Source organism: Pseudomonas sp. Root569, assembly GCF_001427465.1.
GTDB lineage: Bacteria > Pseudomonadota > Gammaproteobacteria > Pseudomonadales > Pseudomonadaceae > Aquipseudomonas > Aquipseudomonas synxantha.
In genome coordinates this window covers 252,521-273,206 of the sequence record NZ_LMGQ01000023.1, presented here as the reverse complement: position 1 = coordinate 273,206, position 20,686 = coordinate 252,521, and the positions used below count along the sequence as shown (strand labels likewise).

Genomic DNA, 20,686 nt, shown 5'->3' with positions numbered 1-20,686 from the left:
GTTTCAGTGAGGTTGGAGCATAACCGCTGGCTCGCGCCTCTGGTATTCTCGTCGCCATGAAAAAAACTCTCCCTTTAAGCCTGATCGCAGCCCTCGGTGAAAACCGCGTGATCGGCGTCGACAACAGCATGCCCTGGCATTTGCCGGGGGATTTCAAATATTTCAAGGCCACCACGCTCGGCAAGCCGATCATCATGGGGCGCAAGACCTGGGACTCCCTGGGCCGGCCGCTGCCGGGGCGCTTGAACCTGGTGGTCAGTCGTCAGACCGATCTGGCGCTTGAAGGTGCGCAAGTTTTTCCGTCACTGGAAGCGGCGGTAGAACGGGCTGAGGAATGGGCCAAGGCGCAGGGCGCGGACGAGCTGATGCTGATCGGCGGCGCGCAGCTTTACGCGCAGGGGCTGGAACAGGCCGATCGCCTGTATCTGACGCGGGTGGCGTTGAGCCCGGAAGGGGATGCGTGGTTTCCAGAGTTTGATGCGAACCAGTGGAAGCTGGTGTCGAATCTGGAGAATCCAGCTGAAGGCGATAAGCCGGCTTACAACTTCGAAGTCTGGGAAAAAGCCTAAAAGCATCGGGGGCAAGCCCCCTCCCACATTTGAAATGCGTCCAATGTGGGAGGGGGCTTGCCCCCGATAGCGGTCTATCAGGCCTGCGCTAACTCGGCATGCTCATCGGCATTTAACAGCGCTTTATCCGTCTGCGCCATGATCTGGCTGGTAATAGCACCCGCCGTCATCGAACCATTGACGTTCAACGCCGTGCGGCCCATGTCGATCAGCGGCTCTACGGAAATCAGCAGCGCCACCAGTGACACCGGCAAGCCCATGGCCGGCAGTACGATCAGCGCGGCAAAGGTCGCACCACCGCCCACACCGGCGACGCCCGCCGAACTCAAGGTCACAATCGCTACCAGGGTCGCGATCCACAGCGGGTCCAGGGGGTTGATGCCCACGGTCGGCGCGACCATCACCGCCAACATCGCCGGGTAAAGACCGGCGCAACCGTTCTGGCCGATGGTCGCGCCAAACGAGGCGGCGAAACCGGCGATGGATTGCGGGATACCCAGGCGACGGGTTTGTGCCTCGATGCTCAGCGGAATGCTCGCTGCGCTGGAGCGGCTGGTAAAGGCAAAGGTCAGCACCGGCCAGACCTTGCGGAAGAAGCGCAGCGGGTTGATCCCGGCCAACGACAGCAGCAGGCCGTGCACCACGAACATCAGCCCCAAGGCCAGGTACGACACCACCACGAAACTGCCGAGCTTGATGATGTCTTGCAAGTTGGAACCGGCGACCACCTTGGTCATCAGCGCCAATACACCGTACGGGGTCAGCTTCATCACCAGGCGCACCAGGCGCATCACCCAGGCTTGCAGAGTGTCGATGGCGTTGACAACCTTCTGGCCTTTCTCCACGTCATCCTTGAGCAGTTGCAGTGCGGCCACCCCCAGGAAGGCGGCGAAAATCACTACGCTGATGATCGACGTCGGCTTGGCCCGGGCCAGGTCGGCGAACGGGTTGGCCGGCACGAATGACAGCAGCAATTGTGGGATATTCAGGTCGGCAACCTTGCCGGCGTAATCACTCTGGATCACTTGCAGGCGCGCCATTTCCTGAGTGCCGGCCACCAAACCTTCGGCAGTGAGACCGAACAGATTGGTCAGACCGATGCCGATCAACGCCGCGATGGCGGTAGTGAACAGCAGCGTGCCGATGGTCAGGAAGCTGATCTTACCCAGGGACGAAGCGTTATGCAGACGCGCCACGGCACTGAGGATCGAGGCGAACACCAGTGGGATCACGATCATTTGCAGCAGTTGCACATAGCCGTTGCCGACCAGGTCAAACCAGCCGATGGAGGCTTTGAGCACCGGGTTGCCGTCGCCGTAGATCGTGTGCAAGGCCGCACCGAACAGCACGCCAAGAACCAGGGCAAACAGAACCTTCTTGGCCAGGCTCCAGTTAGTCCGACGGGTTTGTGCCAGGCCCAGCAAAAGGGCCGCGAACACCAATAAATTGAGAATCAGGGGCAGATTCATTGAAGCTCCGTTGAGAGGGCAGCCAATCGCGTGAGCCTGCGATTGCGAACCGGGAAGCCTAACAGCTTGAAATATAATGATTTAATACCGATATGGAATGGTGACTGTCGTTTTTGGAATAAGGCGCTGGCGCGCATGCATATGGCCTTGGCGTGATCAAGACGCAAGCGGTCGCGCCCGGGCGATAACTGTCATACGGATTTGTTAGCGTCGATGTCTTTCACTCAGGGAGACAACGCCTATGAAGCTTGCGCCGAAACTACTGGTATCCGCCGCTTTCCTCCTCGGGCTCGCCAGCCAGGCGTTCGCCGCCACCGAGTTGAAACACTGGCCGGTGCCGGCTGCCAAGCAGTTGAACGAAATGATCGCCGCCAACGCCAACAAGGGTAACTACGCGGTGTTCGACATGGACAACACCAGCTACCGCTACGATCTTGAAGAGTCGCTGCTGCCGTACATGGAAAACAAAGGCCTGATCACCCGCGACAGCCTCGATCCTTCGCTCAAGCTGATGCCGTTCAAGGACACCGCCGAACATAAGGAAAGCCTGTTCAGTTACTACTATCGTCTTTGTGAAGTCGATGACATGGTCTGCTATCCGTGGGTTGCCCAGGTGTTTTCCGGCTTCACCCTCAAGGAGCTCAAGGTCCAGGTCGATGAGCTGATGGCATCCGGCAAGCCGGTGCCGGTCAGTTACTTCGAAGGCGACGCGGTGAAGCAGTCCGAAGTGCAGCCGCCGAAAGTCTTCACTGGCCAGGCCGAGCTATACAACAAACTGATGGAAAACGGCATCGAGGTGTACGTGATGACCGCCGCTTCCGAGGAGCTGGTGCGCATGGTCGCCGCCGATCCGAAGTACGGCTACAACGTCAAGCCCGAGAATGTCATCGGCGTGAGCACCCTGCTCAAGGATCGCAAGACCGGCGAGCTGACCACCGCACGCAAGCAGATCGCCGCCGGCAAGTATGACCAGAACGCCAACCTCGGCCTGGAACTGACCCCCTACCTGTGGACCCCGGCAACCTGGATGGCCGGCAAGCACGCGGCGATCCTCACCTACATCGACGAATGGAAAAAGCCGGTGATCGTTGGCGGGGATACCCCGACCAGCGATGGCTATATGCTGTTCCACGATGTGGACGTGGCCAAGGGAGGCATCCATTTATGGATCAACCGCAAGGACAAATATATGACCCAGCTTAACGGCATGATCGCCAAGCACGCGGCGGCGCAAGCCAAAGAAGGACTGCCAGTGACGGCGGACAAGAACTGGGTGATCGTCAAGCCGGAGGAGATTCAGTAGGACTGCGTCGCCTGCCATCGGGGGCAAGCCCCCTCCCACATTCGACCGAGTTTCAACCTGAGAATACGGTCAAATGTGGGAGCGGGCTTGCTCGCGAAGGCAGCCTCAAGTACACAGCAGTATCTATGCAAAAATAGATATCAATTGCGAACCAATCTCATCCTCTGCTAGCGTGCACACCTCCTGAACCCCATGTTCTTCTCAAGGTAGTGCCGTGCTCTCCTGGAATTCGCAGATCGCGCGCCTGTTCGCGGAGCAGAAGAAAGCCCTCGAAGCCTTCGTCACTCGCCGCACCGGCAGTGCCCAAGTGGCTGCCGATCTGACCCAAGAGTCGTTCCTGCGCCTGGCTCGCATGGACTGTGGCGATAAAATCGACAATCTCCCGGCGTTCCTCTTCACCATCGCCAGCAACCTGGTGCGCGATCACCAGCGCCAGGCCATTCGCCGCGAACGCCTGGATGCCGGCGAGCCCAGCGAAGAATTGCCGTGCAGCAACCCGGGTATCGATGAGCAATTGGCTGCCTATCAACAGCAACAGTTGATGCAGGACGCGATTTTGGCGTTGCCTGAAGCGACTCGACAGATCTTCCTGCTCTATCATGTCGACGAACTCTCCTATCGCGAGATCGGCGAACGCCTGTCGATCAGCCCGCGCAGTGTGGAATACCAATTGCGTCGCGCCTTGATTGAATGCCGTGGCTTTATCAAGAAGCGGCTTGCCTGCGATGAACAAGGACGTCGGTCATGACCGCTACCCCCACAGCCGACGAACTGTTCGACGAAGCATCCGCCTGGTATTTCCGCCTGCAGGCCGAGGATGTCACACCTGGCGAACTGCAGGCTTTTGCCCTCTGGCTGGAGCAGGGCGATGCCCAGGATGCCGCCTGGCAGGAAGTGCAGGCGATGCTCGGTGGTTTGCATGAACCGGCGCGGGTGGTTCGCCGCGCCGAACAGGCCGCCTGGCGCAAGCCCGCACGGCGCTGGGCCTGCGCTGCGGCCTTGCTGCTGGCGGTAGGCCTGACTGTGCAAAACACACCTTGGCTTGACCGTATGCGTGCGGACTATGCCACCGGCACCGGCGAGTCACGCAGCATCGAACTGGCCGATGGCTCCCGCCTGCAGCTCAATACCGACAGTGCCATACAGGTGCGTATGAATGCGGGCGAGCGCCAGGTGCGCTTGTTGCGTGGCGAAGGTTTCTTCGAGGTGGCCAAGGATCCGGCGCGACCGTTTGTAGTGCAGTCCGGCGACGGCTGGGTGAAGGTGGTCGGCACCCGGTTCAGTGTGGCGCGACGCGATGCGCAAACCCTCGTGCAGGTGGCGCAGGGCAAGGTGCAGGTCAGTTCCGGCAGTGGCGCACCGGTGTATCTGGAGCCGGGAAGGGCGGTGGAGTACCAGGACCAACGCCTGGCTGAAGTCCATGGCTTCGACGCGGCAAGCGGGTTTGCCTGGCGCCAGCGGCAACTGGTGTTTCGCCAGCAACCGCTGTCGGACGTGGTCAGCGAGCTGAACCGTTATTGGCCGGGCAAGACCCTGATACTGGGCGACGCATTGCGCAATCGCGTGGTCTCCGGCGTGTTTGAAATCGATAAACCCGACGCGGTGATCAAGGCGCTGGAATACACCCTCAACCTGCGTGCCGAGCATTACACCCCGTATTTGCTGGTGCTGCGCGAGGGCAAGGCGTCGTAGTCGCAACTTTTTGAAAATACTTTCAGGGTTTCCCGGTGAGCATTCGTCCTTGATCACTGAGGCGTAAATAGTAAGCACTCTCAAGTAGTGCCGCGCCGATCACAGACTTTTTGCACCGGGGAGCTCCATCCATGGCACACCGTTTCGCCGCATCGCCCTTGCTCGCGCTGGTCATTTGCTTGACCGGCACTGCGTCGCTATCCCTGCAAGCTGCCGAGGTCACCCAGGCCCAGGCTTACCGTTTCGATATTCCCGGGCAAGGCCTCGATGGCGCGCTGGCGGCATTTTCAGCGGTGACGCGCGTGCAGGTGCTGGTGTCCGGTGAGTTGACCCAAGGGGTGGTGTCGCCCGGTGTGAGTGGCCATCTCGGCCAGCGCGAAGCCTTGGCGCAATTGCTTGGCGGTACGGGCTTGAGTGCGGCGTTTATCAACGCCGACACCGTGACCCTGGAGAAGCGCGTAGCCACCGGCGGCGCTATCGAAGTCGGCGCCACTACCATCAGCGCTGAACGACTGGGCGCCACGACCGAAGGCAGTGGCTCCTACACCACCGGTGCGGTGACCCTGGGCAAGGGCGAGCAGAAGCTCAAGGACATCCCGCAATCGGTCAGCGTCATGACCCGTAAACAGATGGATGACCAGAACACCACCAAGCTTTCCGAGGTGGTCAAGCGTACCCCAGGTCTGACGGCGACCAAATCCCCCGGGCCGGGTATGTTCATCTTCTCTCGTGGTTTCGAAATCGGCACCCTGCAATACGATGGCGTGGGCATCCCGCGTAACACCTATGCGTTGGGCAGCTACCTCACTGAAAACATGGCGATCTATGACCGTGTAGAAACCCTGCGCGGCCCGGCCGCCTTGTTGCAGGGCGCCAACAGCCCGGGCGGCACCATGAACCTGGTGCGCAAGCGTGGCCAGCAGGACCCGACCGTGACGATCACCGCAAAAGCCGGCTCCTGGGACCACTACGGCACCCAGGTCGATGCTGGTGGCCCGCTTAATGACGAAGGCACTCTGCGCGGCCGGTTTGTGGCGGATTACGACACGACGGACTCGTTCGTTGACTATGCCGGTGGCTGGAATCAGACGGTGTATGCCGCCGTGGACTACGACTTCACGCCAGACACCACCGTCGGTGTGGGGGTCAGCAACCAAAAAGGCCACTCGCGCCCCAACTTCATGTCACTGCCCCGTTACGCCAATGGCAGCGATATCGGCCTGCCGCGCTCGACTTTTGTCGGCGCCAGCTGGAACCGCAACGTCAATAACCAGACCCAGGTGTTCGCCGATATCGAGCATCGCTTCAACGATGACTGGAAGGTGAAAGCCGCCCTTGTGGCCATGGATGAACACAACGACGCGACCTACCAGGCGACCTGGGATGAGATTCCCAACCCCGGCACCGCCGGCAATGTGCGTTATGTGGATTGGGTCACCGACTTCAATACCAAGAGCCGCGGCGTAGATGTGTATGTGAACGGCAAGTTTGAAGGTTTGGGCTTGCAACAGGAGATGGTACTGGGCGCCAACTATTCCAAACTCACCACCAACGACCAGTGGGCGCGAGCAGCGACGGCCGGCGCGGACATTTTCAACATTGATCACAACCGTCCACAGCGCGATAAAAACCAGCTGTTCCAGGCGGGCAATGCTACGAAAAGTTGGTATGACATTCGCCAGAAAGGGGTTTATGGCACTTGGCGCGTTAAGGTTGTGGACCCACTGACCTTGATTGTCGGTGCACGTACCAGTTGGTATGACTATGGCTACACCGACGAGAGCGGTTCCCGGGGTGTGTATGGCGACCCAACCCGCAGCACCACGCAGAGCAATGGTCACGTTACCCCGTATGCTGGCCTGGTCTACGCCCTCAATGACCAATGGTCGGCCTACGCCAGCTACGCGGACGCGTTCGAACCGCAGACCAACCTGACCACTTCTTTGACCGTGCTCAAGCCCATCGAAGGCCAGAACTACGAACTGGGCCTGAAGGGTGAACTGGCGGACGGTCGTCTGAATACTTCGTTCGCCATCTTCCGTTATGACCAGGAAAACCGTGCGGCTCAAGACCTGCAAGGCGGCAAAGTCTGCGGCGGCTGGTACTGCTCGCTCGCCTCGGGCAAGGTTCGCAGCCAAGGCTTCGAAGCCACTTTGAGCGGCGAAGTGCTGCCGGGTTTGCAACTGGTCTCCAGCTACACCTACAACACCACCAAATTCCTCAAAGACGACACTTACGAAGGCAAGATCTTCAGCACCTGGACGCCCAAGCACCTGCTCAAGGTCTGGGGTGACTACCAGTTGCCGGGCGATTGGCAGCAGTTCAGTGTCGGAGCCGGCGTAACCGCACAAAGCAGCACCGAAGCCTACGACCGCAACTTCAGCGTACCCGGCAATGCACTGTGGGATTCGCGGTTGGCCTATAAGATCAACCAGGAATTCACCGTGGCGGCGAACTTGAACAATATGTTCGACAAGAAGTACTACATCCCTGCGTATAACGCGACGTGGGGCAGCAACTACTATGGCGACCCGCGTAATGTGATGTTCAGCATGACCTACACCCCACAGTTCTAAAGCCTGACGCATCACTTCTGTAGGAGCGAGCTTGCTCGCGAAAAACGTCAACGATAACGCGTGTTTCCTGAATAAACGCGGTGCCTTTGAGTTTTTCGCGAGCAAGCTCGCTCCTACACTGGCATTAGCTTAAGCCCCCTCCCACATTTTGATCATCATTGTGCTTGGGGTTATCTCCAGGCAAAAAAATGCCCCGCACTTGGCGGGGCATTTTTTTGCGCGAGTCTTACAGACCGTCGAGCATCGCTTTGTTACGCACAGCACCCTTGTCGGCGCTGGTGGCCAGCAGGGCGTAGGCCTTCAACGCAGTGGTGACTTTACGCGGACGCTTCTCCACCGGCTTCCAGCCTTTCTTGTCCTGCTCAACCCGGCGTGCAGCCAGTTCTTCATCGCTGATCAACAGGTTGATCGAGCGGTTCGGAATGTCGATCAGCACCTTGTCACCATCCTGCACCAGGCCAATCGCGCCCCCGGCAGCGGCTTCCGGCGAAGCGTGGCCGATGGACAGGCCCGAGGTGCCGCCGGAGAAGCGCCCGTCGGTCAGCAGCGCACAGGCTTTGCCCAGGCCCTTGGATTTCAGGTACGAGGTGGGGTAGAGCATCTCCTGCATACCCGGGCCGCCTTTCGGGCCTTCGTAGCGGATGATCACGATGTCGCCTTCCTTGACCTCGTCAGCGAGGATGCCGCGAACCGAGCTGTCCTGGCTTTCGTAGATCTTGGCGCGGCCTTCGAAGACATGGATGGACTCATCCACACCCGCGGTTTTCACCACGCAGCCATCGAGGGCGATGTTGCCGTACAGCACGGCCAAGCCGCCCTCTTGCGAGTAGGCGTGCTCGACACTGCGGATGCAGCCGTTTTCACGGTCGGTGTCCAGGCTGTCCCAGCGGGTCGACTGGCTGAACGCGGTCTGGGTCGGGATGCCCGCGGGGCCGGCCTTGAAGAAGGTGTGCACGGCTTCGTCGTCGGTCTGGGTGATGTCCCATTTGGCGATGCCTTCGGCGATGGACTTGCTGTGCACGGTCGGCAGGTCGGTGTGCAGCAGGCCGCCGCGGGCCAGGGAGCCGAGGATCGAGAAGATCCCGCCGGCGCGGTGCACGTCTTCCATATGGTACTTCTGGATGTTTGGCGCGACCTTGCACAGTTGCGGCACGTGACGGGACAGGCGGTCGATGTCGCGCAGGTCGAAATCGATCTCGGCTTCCTGAGCGGCGGCCAGCAAATGCAGGATGGTGTTGGTGGAACCGCCCATGGCGATGTCCAGGGTCATGGCGTTTTCGAACGCCTTGAAGTTGGCGATATTGCGCGGCAACACCGACTCATCGTTCTCGCCGTAGTAACGCTTGCACAGCTCGACGATGGTGCGGCCGGCCTGCAGGAACAGCTGCTCGCGGTCGCTGTGGGTGGCCAGCGTGGAACCGTTGCCTGGCAAGGCCAGGCCCAGGGCTTCGACCAGGCAGTTCATCGAGTTGGCGGTGAACATGCCGGAGCACGAACCACAAGTCGGGCAGGCGCTGCGCTCGTATTCCGCGACCTTCTCGTCAGAAGCGCTGGAATCGGCGGCGATCACCATGGCGTCGACCAGGTCGAGGCCGTGGGAGGCGAGTTTGGTCTTGCCTGCTTCCATCGGCCCGCCGGAGACGAAGATTACCGGGATGTTCAGGCGCAAGGCAGCCATCAGCATGCCAGGGGTGATCTTGTCGCAATTGGAAATGCATACGATGGCGTCGGCGCAGTGGGCGTTGACCATGTACTCCACGGAGTCGGCGATGATCTCGCGGCTCGGCAGCGAGTACAGCATGCCGTCATGGCCCATGGCGATGCCGTCATCCACGGCGATGGTGTTGAATTCTTTCGCTACACCGCCAGCGCGTTCGATTTCACGGGCGACCAACTGGCCCAGGTCCTTGAGGTGGACGTGGCCGGGTACAAACTGGGTGAAGGAGTTGGCAATCGCGATGATCGGCTTCTTGAAGTCGTCATCTTTCATCCCCGTGGCACGCCACAGTGCGCGCGCGCCGGCCATGTTGCGGCCGTGGGTGGATGTTTTCGAGCGGTAATCAGGCATTGGAGCACTCCGGGCGGCTAATCAAGTACTAAAGGGGAGTGAGCTTCTAATTGACGACTGGAACACCCGAAAAATGGCCGTGTGTCCGGAAGTTGCCACTCGCGTCGCGGGATCGCCGCGTGCTTGGGCCTCGAGCTCATAAACCCGCCGGGGGATGACTGGCGATGAATAGGGCCGATTCTACACCGACTTCCTGTAGGTGCGTCAGCGATTGATCCTGGCATTCGTCAGCCAACCCCACAGGCTGAAAGCAATGAAGCTGACGGCAATGGTCATCAGCAAATGGGTTCCGGTTTGCGCCAGAGCGGCACTGCTGACGGCGGCCGTCAGGAACATGATGCTGTTACCTGCTGATGCCGCCGTGCCCGCGCTGCTTGAGAACAGCAACATCGCCGCAGAAATGGCGGCCGGGCGCACCAGGGTGACGGCCAGCGCGCTGACCAGCATCGGGATCAGCAGGGTTGCGGTGGTGATCACCTCAAGGCTGACGATCAGCGCCAGCGATACACCGGCGACGAGTAACAACCCGAGGCCGATATTGATCTGCCTGGACAGCGATATGTATTTTTGCAGATAGGAGGCCACCACACCGCCGAGCAGATAGGCCAGGCCGTACACCATCAGCACCAGCGCGTACTGGTACTCGGTGAGTTTCAGCGAGTCCATGAAAATCAACGGTGTCACGCTGATCAAGGCGAAGTAGCAGGCGAACACCAGCGCGGCGATCCACCAGTAGCGCAGGAAGTCGCGATTGCGCGCCACAGCCTTGAGTGTACCGATGATGGATACCGGCTCGCGGTGTGGGCCGGAGGACTTCGACGGCAGGATACAGAACGCATGGATCAACATGCCCAGCGCCATCAACGCAAAACCATAGAAGCTGCCTTGCCAGTCGAACGTAGTTTGCAGCCAGGAACCGATCAGCGGCGACAGTGCGACAAACGAGCCGCTCAAGGTCATGTAATAGAGGCGCACGCGGGCTCGGTCCTGTTCGTCGAACAGGTCTTCCACCAGTGCATGGCCCAATACGAAGAAGCCGCAGCCCATGGCCTGGACCGTGCGAAACAGTAGGAAGGTCAGGTAGTCCGACGCCATCGCGCAGCCTATTGCGCCAATGATTGACAGCGTGATGCAGCCAAGCAGCACTTCCTTGCGCCCCCATTTATCCGACAGCGGGCCTGCGACCAGTTGTGAGATCGAAAACATTAGGGTGAACAGGCTGATGGACAGCGCGATGTCTGCGCTGGGCGTGTGGAACTGGTTGGACAGCGCGGGAAATGAAGGGAGCAGGATATTGATCGGGAAAAAGCTGATCAGGGAAATGCAGGTGATAAGGATAAAGCGGGAGAGAGTGGGCCCAGACATTGTTTTTGTTTTCCGGAGTAAAACCAGAAACCGATACTAGTCTGCGAAAAATGGAATTCAATCAAAACTATTGGGAGAAACACATAACAAATGTGGGAGGGGGCTTGCTCCCGATAGCGGTGGAACAGTCAGTTTGTCTTTAGCTGACCCACAGCAATCGGGGGCAAGCCCCCTCCCACATTTTTTAACTATTGGGCAACAACCGGCACGTAATGCTCTTGATGTAGCGCGTTTCGACAATCGCCGGGTGCACCGGATGATCCGGGCCCTGGCCGCCGCGTTCGAGCATCTGGATATTGCGATCCAGGTGGCGGGCGCTGGTCAGCAGGATGTTCTGCAGATCATCTTCCGGCAGGTGCATGGAACACGAGGCGCTGACGAGGATGCCGTCCTTGCTGAGCAGGCGCATGGCTTGCTCGTTAAGGCGGCGGTAGGCGCCTTCGCCGTTTTTCATGTCTTTCTTGCGCTTGATGAAGGCTGGCGGGTCGGCGACGATCACGTCGAAGCGTTCTTCGCTGGCTTTCAGTTCTTTCAGGGCTTCGAATACGTCGCCTTCGATGCAGGTCATCTTCTCGGCAACACCGTTCAGCGCGGCGTTGCGCTCGACGCCGTCGAGGGCGAAGGCCGACGCATCGACGCAGAACACTTCACTGGCGCCAAAGGCGGCGGCCTGCACGCCCCAGCCGCCGATGTAACTGTACAGGTCGAGCACGCGCTTGCCTTTGGCGTACGGGGCCAGGCGGGCGCGGTTCATGCGGTGGTCGTAGAACCAGCCGGTCTTTTGGCCCTGGATCACCGGGGCTTCGAATTTCACGCCGTTCTCTTCCAGCGCCACCCACTCCGGCACCAGGCCGAAAACGGTTTCGACGTAGCGGTTGAGGCCCTCGGCGTCACGTGCGGCGGAATCGTTCTTGAACAGGATGCCGCTCGGCTTGAGCACTTGGGTCAGCGCGGCGATCACGTCTTCTTTATGGGTTTCCATGGTCGCCGAGGCGATCTGTACCACCAGGATGTCGCCGAAACGGTCGACCACCAGGCCCGGCAGCAGGTCGGAATCACCGTAGACCAGACGGTAGAACGGCTTGTCGAACAGGCGATCACGCAGGGACAGCGCGACGTTGAGGCGGTGCACCAGCAGTGACTTGTCCAGCGGCAACTTGATGTCGCGCGACAGCAGGCGGGCGCAGATCAGGTTGTTGGGGCTCATGGCCACGATGCCCAGGGTCTTGCCGCCGGCCGCTTCCAGGATCGCCTGGTCGCCTGCCTGGAAGCCGTGAAGAGGTGTGGCGGCCACGTCGATTTCGTTGCTGTAGACCCACAGGTGGCCGTTGCGCAAACGACGATCAGCGTTGGCTTTGAGACGCAGGCTTGGCAGGGACATGACGTCGCTCCGGAAAAAAGAGCGGGAGTATAGCGTGTTGCGCATTATTTGGCGGCGGCACCGGACATGTGGGAGGGTTTCAGTTTGGGTTGTGGGTGTCGGTCACGTCTTCATAAGGGTTAGAATTCGCGTCTAGCCCAGAGTGTGTACTTATGTCCCAAGAGCTTTCCGCCGAGCAGATCCAACAGGTCCTGCAAGGCATCAGCGTGCCGCCCCAACCGCAGATCATGGTGGATTTGCAGATGGAGCAGTACATGCCCGACCCGGACCTGGAAGTGATCGCACGGTTGATCGCCCAGGACCCGGGCTTGTCTGGCGCGTTGCTCAAGATCGTCAACTCGTCGTATTACGGCTTGAGCAACAAGATCGCCTCGATCCAGCGTGCAGTTAACCTGCTGGGCAGCCGGTCGGTCATCAACCTGATCAATGCCTTGTCGATCAAGGGCGAGATGAGCGACGACACCATCGTCACCCTCAACCGCTTCTGGGACACCGCCCAGGATGTGGCCATGACCTGCCTCACCCTGGCCAAGCGCACCGGTTCCCAGGCCGTCGATGAAGCGTATGCATTGGGCCTGTTCCACGATTGCGGCGTGCCGCTGATGCTCAAGCGTTTCCCCAACTACATGGCAGTGCTGGAGCAGGCTTATGCCAGCGCCGGCCCCGAGCGCCGCGTGGTCGACACCGAGAACAACGCGTTCAACACCAACCATGCGGTGGTCGGCTACTACACCGCCAAGTCCTGGCGCCTGCCGGAACATGTGACCGATGCCATCGCCAATCACCACAACGCCCTGGCGATTTTCAGCGATGAGACGTCGCGCAATCCGCAACTCAAGAACCTGCTGGCGATTTTGAAGATGGCCGAGCATATCTGTTCGTCCTGTCGCGTGCTGGGTAACCAGGCCGTGGACCATGAGTGGAACGCGATTGGCCATCTGGTGCTGGATTACGTGGGCCTGTCGGACTACGACTTCGAGAGCCTGAAGTTGTCGATCCGCGAACTGGGCGCGCACTGACCCGTTATTCAAGAGGTACACATGCCCGAGTTACCAGAAGTCGAAACCACCCGGCGCGGGATCGCCCCGCACCTGGAAGGCCAGCGTGTCAGCCGCGTGGTGGTGCGTGAGCGGCGCCTGCGCTGGCCGATCCCGGAAGACCTGGATGTGCGCCTGTCCGGGCAGCGCATCGTGCTGGTGGAACGGCGGGCCAAGTACCTGTTGATCAATGCCGAAGTGGGCACCTTGATCAGTCACTTGGGCATGTCGGGCAACCTGCGCCTGGTGGAGGTCGGCATGCCTGCGCTCAAGCATGAGCATGTCGACATCGAACTCGAATCCGGCCTGGCCTTGCGCTACACCGATCCTCGACGTTTCGGTGCAATGCTCTGGAGCCAGGACCCGCACAACCACGAACTGCTGATTCGCCTGGGGCCGGAGCCGTTGACCGAGCTGTTTGACGGCGAACGTTTGTTCCAGCTGTCGCGCGGCAAATCGATGGCGGTGAAGCCGTTCATCATGGATAACGCGGTAGTGGTGGGGGTGGGCAATATCTATGCGACGGAAGCACTGTTTGCGGCGGGTATTGACCCGCGGCGTGCCGCCGGTGGCATTTCACGCGGGCGCTATTTGAAGCTGGCGATTGAGATCAAGCGGGTGCTGGCCGCTGCTATCGAGCGGGGCGGTACTACGCTGCGGGACTTTATCGGCGGCGATGGGCAGCCGGGGTATTTCCAGCAGGAACTGTTCGTTTATGGCCGTGGCGGCGAGGCGTGCAAGGTCTGTGGGACCGAGTTGCGCAATGTGGTGCTGGGGCAGCGGGCGAGTGTGTTTTGCCCCAAGTGCCAGAGCTGATAGCTTTGTGATGGCTGAGATTGTCATCGGGGGCAAGTCGAACCGTCGCACCGCCCCGATGAGGCCGTCACAGGCACTAAAAAACTTAAGCCTTACCGGTAATCTTGCGGTACTTCTCCATCAACTGCTCTTCAGTCTCAGGGTGTGCCTCATCCAGCGGAATGCAATCCACCGGGCAAACCTGCTGGCACTGAGGTTCGTCGTAATGGCCAACGCACTGGGTGCACAGGTTAGGGTCGATCACATAGATCTCTTCGCCTTGGGAGATCGCAGCGTTCGGGCACTCGGGTTCGCAGACGTCGCAGTTGATGCAATCGTCGGTGATGATCAGGGACATGGAAACTCCTGCCAGGGCACGCGGCCAAGGCATCTGAAAACTAATGCGCGCAATTGTGCCGCATTGGCGCCCGCAGTGCGAGCAGGCGCCGCTTGAGCGGTCTTACTTCTTGAAGCGCAGGGTCAGTGCATCTGCCACCGCAGGATGGACGAACTTGGTGATATCTCCGCCCAAAGCCGCGATTTCACGGACTAACGTCGAGGAAATGAATGAATAACGTTCCGACGGCGTGAGGAACAGACTTTCCACATCCGGCGCCAGCTGGCGGTTCATGTTGGCCAGCTGGAATTCGTATTCGAAGTCCGACACCGCGCGCAGGCCACGCAGGAACACATTGGCGTTCTGCTCCTTGGCGAAATGCGCCAGCAGCGTCGAAAAGCCCACTACTTCCACATTAGGCAGGTGCTTGGTGACCTCGCGCGCCAGCTCCACGCGCTGTTCCAGGGGAAACAGCGGGTTTTTCTTGGGGCTGGCCGCGACCGCGATGATCACATGGTCGAACAGGCGAGAGGCGCGTTCGACCAGATCGCCATGGCCTTTGGTAATCGGGTCGAAGGTACCTGGGTACAACACTCGGTTCATCGCGTCGTCCTGGCGGAGTCCGTTGGGGAACCGGATGGTATCGCAGCCATCCCGGTCGGCCAAGTCGACTTATGTAGATAGAGGTCGTCAATCCCAGGCTTTTTCATGCCGTTTTCAGACGTTCGGCCAACGCTGTCGCCAGTTGCGCGGTCAATCCGTACACCGACAATTGTGGGTTGGCGCCAATGCTGGTGGGGAACAACGAGCCATCGTGAATCGACAGGTTGCGCAACTGATGATGTCGGCCAAGGCTGTCGGCCACGGCGTTTTTCGGATCTTCGCCCATGGCACAACCGCCCATCACATGGGCGCTGCCCAGAGTTGTGCGGTGTAGTTCCAGGCTCAAGCCGTCAATCACGTTGCGTGCTTCGGCCAAGGTGTTCACGAACCTTGCATCGTGATGCAGGGGCTTGACCGATTTGGCTCCTGCGGCGAACTGGATCTCGGCCATGCTGTGGAAGGCCCGGCGCAGGCCATCCCAGGCGTAGGGCGAGACCTGATAGTCGAGCACCGGCGTGCCGTCACCCCGCAGACCCACAGTGCCGCCCAGGCTGTCGGGGTGAAAACCGTCGCGCAGCAGTGCGAGCATGGCGTGGGTGTGGGGCAGTCGATTCATGTCCAGTGCGTTCTGCGTGCCATAGCCGCCGAACAGGGTGCTGGCCAACCCTGGATGCAAAGGCGGTGCTTCAAGCTTGTAGGACATTTTACCGGTGGTGCCGTCCTGCCATTGGAAATGGTCGGAATAGATCGACTGCGGTGCACCGTAGAACGGGTTGATCACTTCGTCGAACAACCCGGCGGAGAAATTGACCAGATGCAGGAAAGTGCGCTTGCCCAGCCGCGAATGCGGGTCGGGTGCGTCCGAGCGCATCAGCAGGGCCGGGCTGTTGATGCCTCCGCCCGACAGCACGTAGTGCCTGGCCTTCACGCTGATCTTGCGTCCGGTGGGGGCCACGCAGCGTTCGTCCATGGCCACGCACTCCAGGCTGCTGATAGTGTCGCCACTGTATTTGAGCTGCTCGGCGCGGGCCAGATACAGCAGCTCGCCGCCGTTTTCCAGGGTGGAGGGGATAGTCGTCACCAGCATCGACTGCTTGGCATTGACCGGGCAGCCCATGCCGCAATAACCCAGGTTGAAGCAGCCGCGCACATTGCGTGGGATCACATGCCAGCTGTAGCCGAGTTTTTCGCAGCCTTTGCGGATCACATCGTTGTTGGCATTCGGTGGCAACGCCCACGGCGCGATGCCCAGGCGCTGCTCCATTTTTTCGAACCAGGGTGCCATCTCGGCGCTGCTGTGGCCTTTCACCGCGTATTCGCTGGCCCAGTGGGCGAGGGTGGCGTCGGGTGTGCGAAAACTGGAGGTCCAGTTGATCAAGGTGGTGCCACCCACCGCCCGGCCTTGCAGGATAGTAATGGCGCCGTCCTTGCTCATACGCCCGATGCCTTCCTGGTAAAGGCTGGCATAGGCTTCGTCCTCCAGCAGCTTGAAGTCACTGCTGGTCTTGAGCGGGCCTTCTTCGATCAACAACACTTTGTAGCCGGCGGCGCTGAGGATTTCGGCGGTGGTGCCGCCTCCGGCACCGCTGCCGATAATGGCTACATCGGCTTCCAGGGTCAGGTCGTTGTCGAGGGCGGCGCCGTTGTGGGTTTTCCAGCCTCGGGCCAGGCCGTCGCGGAACAGATCGGGTACGGGCATCAGGTTCGTCTCTGGTTTTTATTGTGAGGGATGCGAATCAGATCTTCGGCGGGCCGGGGTAGCCGCAATGGACCCAGGACGCGGGCCGGAAGTACCAGGCCATGATTACCAGCTTGAGCAACGAGCCCTGGCCCATGCGCAGCAGGTTCAGGTAGCTGTTCTCCCAACGGTGCAGGAAGTTGCGGATTTGCTCGCTACTGGCGTTTTCCCAACTGCCCCAGATACCGGTCAACGGGCCGCGGGTGATACCCATGCTCAGCACGTCAAATAACTGCTGGGTGAGCTTGAACATTTCTGGCGACAAGTGCTGCAGGCTGTAGTCGAGCTTTTTCAGAGTGTCGTCAATGCCAGCGACCACCGCCTCGGCGCTGGCCGCGCCTTCCAGCAGCACCGGGATCACCGCACGCAAGAACGGCAAGTCACTGGCGCGCAGCATGGCAAAGCCACTGGCAGGTGTACTGCTGGAACAGCCGCTGAGGCTGGCGCCAAGCCCGGCAGTGGCGAGAAACGCGCTGGCGCACAGGCCGATTTTCAAGACACCGCGCCGCGACAGCGCGGGTGAGTCAGTCAGGCTGGGGTTCATTATTTTTATCGTCCCGAAGGTGGCGGTTATCAGCGGATAAACAGCTTCTGGATCAGTTTCTGGATCGATTTGCCATAGGGCGGGTAGATCAGCTTCGCTGCGTTGAGGCGTTGTTTGACCAGCACGCCCTTGGCCTTGCTGAACGTCAGGAAACCCTCATGGCCGTGGTAATGGCCCATGCCCGACGGGCCGATGCCACCGAACGGCATGTCATCCTGGGCGACGTGCAGCAAGGTGTCATTCAGGCATACGCCACCGGAGTGGGTTTCGTGGAGCACGCGCTCCTGCTCGCCCTTGTTGTAGCCGAAGTAATACAGGGCCAGTGGGCGCGGACGCTGGTTGATGTAGGCAAAGGCTTGGTCAAGGCCGCGATAAGGCACGATGGGCAAAAGCGGGCCGAAGATTTCGTCCTGCATCACGGTCATGTCGTCGCTGACATTCAATAGCAGGCTGTGGGCCATCCGTCGCGCCTGGCCTTGCTCGTACAGCGGGATCAGGGTGGCGCCCTTGTCGGTGGCGTCCTTGGCGTAGGCATTGAGCCGGGCCAGTTGTCGCTCGTTGATGATGGCGGTGTAGTCCGGGTTGTCAGCCAGGGTCGGATAGAACCCGCGAATGGCCTTGGAGTAAGCCTCGACAAACCCCTCCACGCGGTCTTCCGGAACCAACACATAGTCCGGCGCCACGCAGGTTTGCCCGGCGTTCAAGGCTTTGCCGAAGGCGATACGCTCGGCGGCGTCTTTGAGCGGTACATCGGCCGAGACAATGGCCGGCGACTTGCCGCCCAGCTCCAGGGTGACCGGCGTGAGGTGTTCGGCGGCTGCGCGCATCACGTGCTTGCCAATGCTGGTGGCGCCGGTGAACAGCAAGTGATCGAAGCGCAATTTGGAAAACGCCATGCCCACTTCGGCTTCGCCCAGTACCACGCAAACCAGGTCCTCGGGGAAGATCCTGGCGAGCAGCGTCTTGAGCAGTTCGCCGGTGGCGGGCGTGGATTCGCTGAGCTTGAGCATCACCCGGTTGCCGGCTGCCAACGCCCCGACCAGCGGACCGATGGCCAGGTACAACGGGTAGTTCCACGGCACGATGACGCCGACCACGCCCAAGGGTTGGTAAATAACCTTGGCCGAGGCGGGCTGGAAGGCAATGCCTACAGCGCGGCGGGAGGGTTTCATCCAGCCCTTGAGGTGTTTGCTGGCATAGTGAATGCCGTGCAGGCTGGGCATCAGTTCGGCGAACAGGGTTTCGTCCGCGCTGCGATGGCTGAAGTCCTGGCTGATCGCCGTGATCAGCGCTTGGCGTTCATCGCTGAGCATGTCCCGCAAGGCCTTGAGCCATTGCTGGCGTTGCGCCGCCGGTGGCATCGGGTTGGCGGCGTAGGCGCGACGTTGGGCGTCAAACAGGTCCTGGAGGTGATCCAGCGCCTGGGAATCTTGCAGGTAGGCAACGTTGGCAGACATGGCGCGGTCCCGGTTGTTATTGGTCTGCCTGGATTTTTAGAGTCATTGCTCTAAATTGTCAAATAACATTGCAGTAACATCCGGATTTATCCTGGCCGGCATAGGCCGTAAGATGGCCCATCCCGTGTATAGAAGCTGATCCCCCATGGCACCACGAGTAAAGACCAGCGAGCGCATTGTGCAAACCAGCCTGGAGCTTTTTAACCAGCAGGGCGAGCGCAGTGTCAGCACCAACCACATTGCCGCCCACATGGAAATTTCCCCGGGTAACCTGTACTACCACTTCCCCAACAAGCAGGCGATCATCGCCGTGCTGTTTCGCGAATATGAAGCGTTGGTGGACAGTTTCCTGCGCCCGCCCCAGGGGCGCACGATGGTGGTGGAAGACAAGCGCTTTTATCTGCAGGCCGTGCTGGCGGGCATGTGGCGTTACCGTTTCCTGCACCGCGACCTTGAACATTTACTCGAAAGCGACCCGGAACTGGCCACCGGCTACCGGCGGTTTTCCCAGCGTTGCCTGATCCAGGGTGGTGCCATCTACCAGGGGTTTGTCGACGCAGGCATTCTCAATATGGACCCGGTGCAAACCGAAGCCCTGACCCTGAACGCCTGGATAATCCTGACCTCGTGGGTGCGATTCCTGTGCACCACCAATGAGAAATCCACCCACCTGAGCGCCGAGGCGATCAAGCGCGGGGTGTATCAGGTGCTGGTACTGGAGGCGGGTTTTGTCACGCCCCAGGCCAAAGAGGCGGTGGACGCCTTGTTCAAAGAGTTTTACGTGCCGTTGAACCAGGCACTGGAAGAAGTGAAGTAGGACCTTTCCCCCTTTGTATTCACAGGAGTCCATCATGCCGCTTGCCCAACTGATCAGCCCCCAACAATTGGCCGAGCGCCAGAAGTCAGCCGGGCTGGTGATCCTGGATTGCCGCTTTGCCCTGGAAGACCCGGACTACGGGCTGTGCAGTTACGCCGAAGGGCATATCGAGGGGGCTCAATACGCCGACCTGGAGCGCCACCTCAGCGGCCCGGTAACCAAGGGCGTGACGGGTCGTCATCCTTTGCCAGCAGCAGACACGTTCGCCAAGCAGCTACGGGCCTGGGGCATCAGTGCCGACACCGATGTGGTGCTATATGACGATGGCCCAGGCGCCTATGCCGCCCGTGCCTGGTGGCTGCTGGCCTGGCTGGGCAAGCGGGAGGGCGTGTTTATTCTCGACGGTGGCCTCAAGGCCTGGCATGTCGCTGGTTTCCCCTTGAGCCTGGATGCACCAGTGATCGAACCGGGCACCTTTGCCGGAGCGCCGGATCACCGGTTGGTGCTGGATGCCGAACACTTGCACAAACGCCTGGGCCGACCTGGCTTGACCCTGATCGATGCCCGCGCCCAGCCGCGCTTTCGTGGAGAGGTTGAGCCCATTGATCCGATTGCCGGGCACATCCCAGGCGCGCAGTGCGCAGCATTCACTGAAAACCTGGGCAGTGACGGGCGCTTTCTGCCGGCCGAGCAGCTCAAGCAGCGCTTTGCTGCGCAGTTAAAGGGGCGTCCGCCGGAGGAGTTGGTGGCGTACTGCGGTTCGGGGGTGACGGCGTGCCATAACCTGTTTGCGCTGGCGTTGGCAGGATATCCGTTGGGCAAGTTGTATGCGGGGTCGTGGAGTGAGTGGATTACGGATCCGGCGCGGGAAATTGCAACAGGCGACTGAGCAATTGGCCCTGTAAACCCAATCAAAATGTGGGAGGGGGCTTGCT

18 protein-coding genes are annotated in these 20,686 nt (G+C 60.2%); 9 read left to right on the top strand and 9 right to left on the bottom strand.

The window, feature by feature from the left end; all coding sequences use genetic code 11:
- The first annotated feature begins 56 nt into the window (after window positions 1-56).
- Window positions 57-569 (top strand): dihydrofolate reductase, encoded by a 513-nt coding sequence (locus ASD70_RS16815; RefSeq protein ID WP_056846978.1) that lies wholly within the window; start codon window positions 57-59, stop codon window positions 567-569.
- 77 nt (window positions 570-646) lie between these two features.
- Here the strand turns inward: ASD70_RS16815 and ASD70_RS16810 are convergent, their stop codons facing one another.
- A complete protein-coding gene (locus tag ASD70_RS16810; RefSeq protein WP_056846977.1) occupies window positions 647-2,038 on the bottom strand; it encodes an L-cystine transporter in 1,392 nt (463 codons plus the stop codon).
- A 241-nt stretch (window positions 2,039-2,279) separates the two neighbouring features.
- Here ASD70_RS16810 and ASD70_RS16805 point away from each other — a divergent pair, with 241 nt between their 5' ends.
- From ASD70_RS16805 to ASD70_RS16790, 4 genes are all read left to right on the top strand, one after another.
- Entirely contained in the window at window positions 2,280-3,341 is a 1,062-nt protein-coding gene (locus ASD70_RS16805; RefSeq protein ID WP_046069961.1) for a hypothetical protein, read from the top strand.
- Window positions 3,342-3,555: 214 nt separating this feature from the next.
- Window positions 3,556-4,089 carry an RNA polymerase sigma factor gene (locus ASD70_RS16800; protein ID WP_005792307.1) on the top strand — a complete coding sequence of 178 codons (534 nt, stop codon included), beginning with the start codon at window positions 3,556-3,558 and terminating at the stop codon, window positions 4,087-4,089.
- Complete coding sequence (locus ASD70_RS16795; protein ID WP_046069960.1) at window positions 4,086-5,033, top strand: FecR family protein; 948 nt, start codon at window positions 4,086-4,088, stop codon at window positions 5,031-5,033. The genes ASD70_RS16800 and ASD70_RS16795 overlap by 4 nt, the downstream gene beginning before the upstream one ends.
- 131 nt (window positions 5,034-5,164) lie before the next feature.
- Window positions 5,165-7,609, top strand: coding sequence for a TonB-dependent siderophore receptor (locus ASD70_RS16790; RefSeq protein WP_056846976.1), 2,445 nt, complete (start codon window positions 5,165-5,167; stop codon window positions 7,607-7,609).
- Window positions 7,610-7,835: 226 nt separating this feature from the next.
- Here the strand turns inward: ASD70_RS16790 and ilvD are convergent, their stop codons facing one another.
- From ilvD to ASD70_RS16775, 3 genes are all read right to left on the bottom strand, one after another.
- Window positions 7,836-9,677, bottom strand: a complete 1,842-nt coding sequence (gene ilvD, locus ASD70_RS16785) for a dihydroxy-acid dehydratase (protein WP_046069958.1) — start codon at window positions 9,675-9,677, stop codon at window positions 7,836-7,838.
- A 204-nt stretch (window positions 9,678-9,881) separates the two neighbouring features.
- The gene (locus ASD70_RS16780; RefSeq protein ID WP_056846975.1) at window positions 9,882-11,042 is read right to left on the bottom strand and encodes an MFS transporter; all 1,161 of its coding nucleotides are present in this window, start codon (window positions 11,040-11,042) and stop codon (window positions 9,882-9,884) included.
- 184 nt (window positions 11,043-11,226) lie between these two features.
- The gene (locus ASD70_RS16775) at window positions 11,227-12,423 is read right to left on the bottom strand and encodes a class I SAM-dependent rRNA methyltransferase (RefSeq protein WP_046069957.1); all 1,197 of its coding nucleotides are present in this window, start codon (window positions 12,421-12,423) and stop codon (window positions 11,227-11,229) included.
- 206 nt (window positions 12,424-12,629) lie between these two features.
- On the opposite strand from ASD70_RS16775, the gene ASD70_RS16770 reads away from it, so the two are divergent.
- On the top strand, window positions 12,630-13,442 hold the full coding sequence (locus ASD70_RS16770; RefSeq protein WP_173664498.1) for an HDOD domain-containing protein: 813 nt from the start codon (window positions 12,630-12,632) through the stop codon (window positions 13,440-13,442).
- A 21-nt stretch (window positions 13,443-13,463) separates the two neighbouring features.
- Window positions 13,464-14,276, top strand: a complete 813-nt coding sequence (gene mutM / locus ASD70_RS16765; protein ID WP_056846974.1) for a bifunctional DNA-formamidopyrimidine glycosylase/DNA-(apurinic or apyrimidinic site) lyase — start codon at window positions 13,464-13,466, stop codon at window positions 14,274-14,276.
- An 85-nt stretch (window positions 14,277-14,361) separates the two neighbouring features.
- Here mutM and ASD70_RS16760 read toward each other — a convergent pair whose 3' ends face one another.
- From ASD70_RS16760 to ASD70_RS16740, 5 genes are all read right to left on the bottom strand, one after another.
- The gene (locus ASD70_RS16760) at window positions 14,362-14,613 is read right to left on the bottom strand and encodes a YfhL family 4Fe-4S dicluster ferredoxin (RefSeq protein ID WP_003195146.1); all 252 of its coding nucleotides are present in this window, start codon (window positions 14,611-14,613) and stop codon (window positions 14,362-14,364) included.
- A 102-nt stretch (window positions 14,614-14,715) separates the two neighbouring features.
- Window positions 14,716-15,195 carry a pantetheine-phosphate adenylyltransferase gene (gene coaD / locus ASD70_RS16755; RefSeq protein WP_003176711.1) on the bottom strand — a complete coding sequence of 160 codons (480 nt, stop codon included), beginning with the start codon at window positions 15,193-15,195 and terminating at the stop codon, window positions 14,716-14,718.
- 103 nt (window positions 15,196-15,298) lie between these two features.
- Window positions 15,299-16,894 (bottom strand): GMC family oxidoreductase, encoded by a 1,596-nt coding sequence (locus ASD70_RS16750; RefSeq protein WP_046069954.1) that lies wholly within the window; start codon window positions 16,892-16,894, stop codon window positions 15,299-15,301.
- A gap of 37 nt (window positions 16,895-16,931) precedes the next feature.
- Window positions 16,932-17,477 (bottom strand): hypothetical protein, encoded by a 546-nt coding sequence (locus ASD70_RS16745; RefSeq protein WP_056846973.1) that lies wholly within the window; start codon window positions 17,475-17,477, stop codon window positions 16,932-16,934.
- Window positions 17,478-17,506: 29 nt separating this feature from the next.
- Entirely contained in the window at window positions 17,507-18,934 is a 1,428-nt protein-coding gene (locus ASD70_RS16740) for a coniferyl aldehyde dehydrogenase (protein WP_046069952.1), read from the bottom strand.
- A gap of 145 nt (window positions 18,935-19,079) precedes the next feature.
- Here ASD70_RS16740 and ASD70_RS16735 point away from each other — a divergent pair, with 145 nt between their 5' ends.
- On the top strand, window positions 19,080-19,751 hold the full coding sequence (locus tag ASD70_RS16735) for a TetR/AcrR family transcriptional regulator (protein WP_005792294.1): 672 nt from the start codon (window positions 19,080-19,082) through the stop codon (window positions 19,749-19,751).
- Between the two features lie 34 nt (window positions 19,752-19,785).
- Complete coding sequence (locus ASD70_RS16730) at window positions 19,786-20,640, top strand: sulfurtransferase (RefSeq protein WP_056846972.1); 855 nt, start codon at window positions 19,786-19,788, stop codon at window positions 20,638-20,640.
- Window positions 20,641-20,686: the final 46 nt, after the last annotated feature.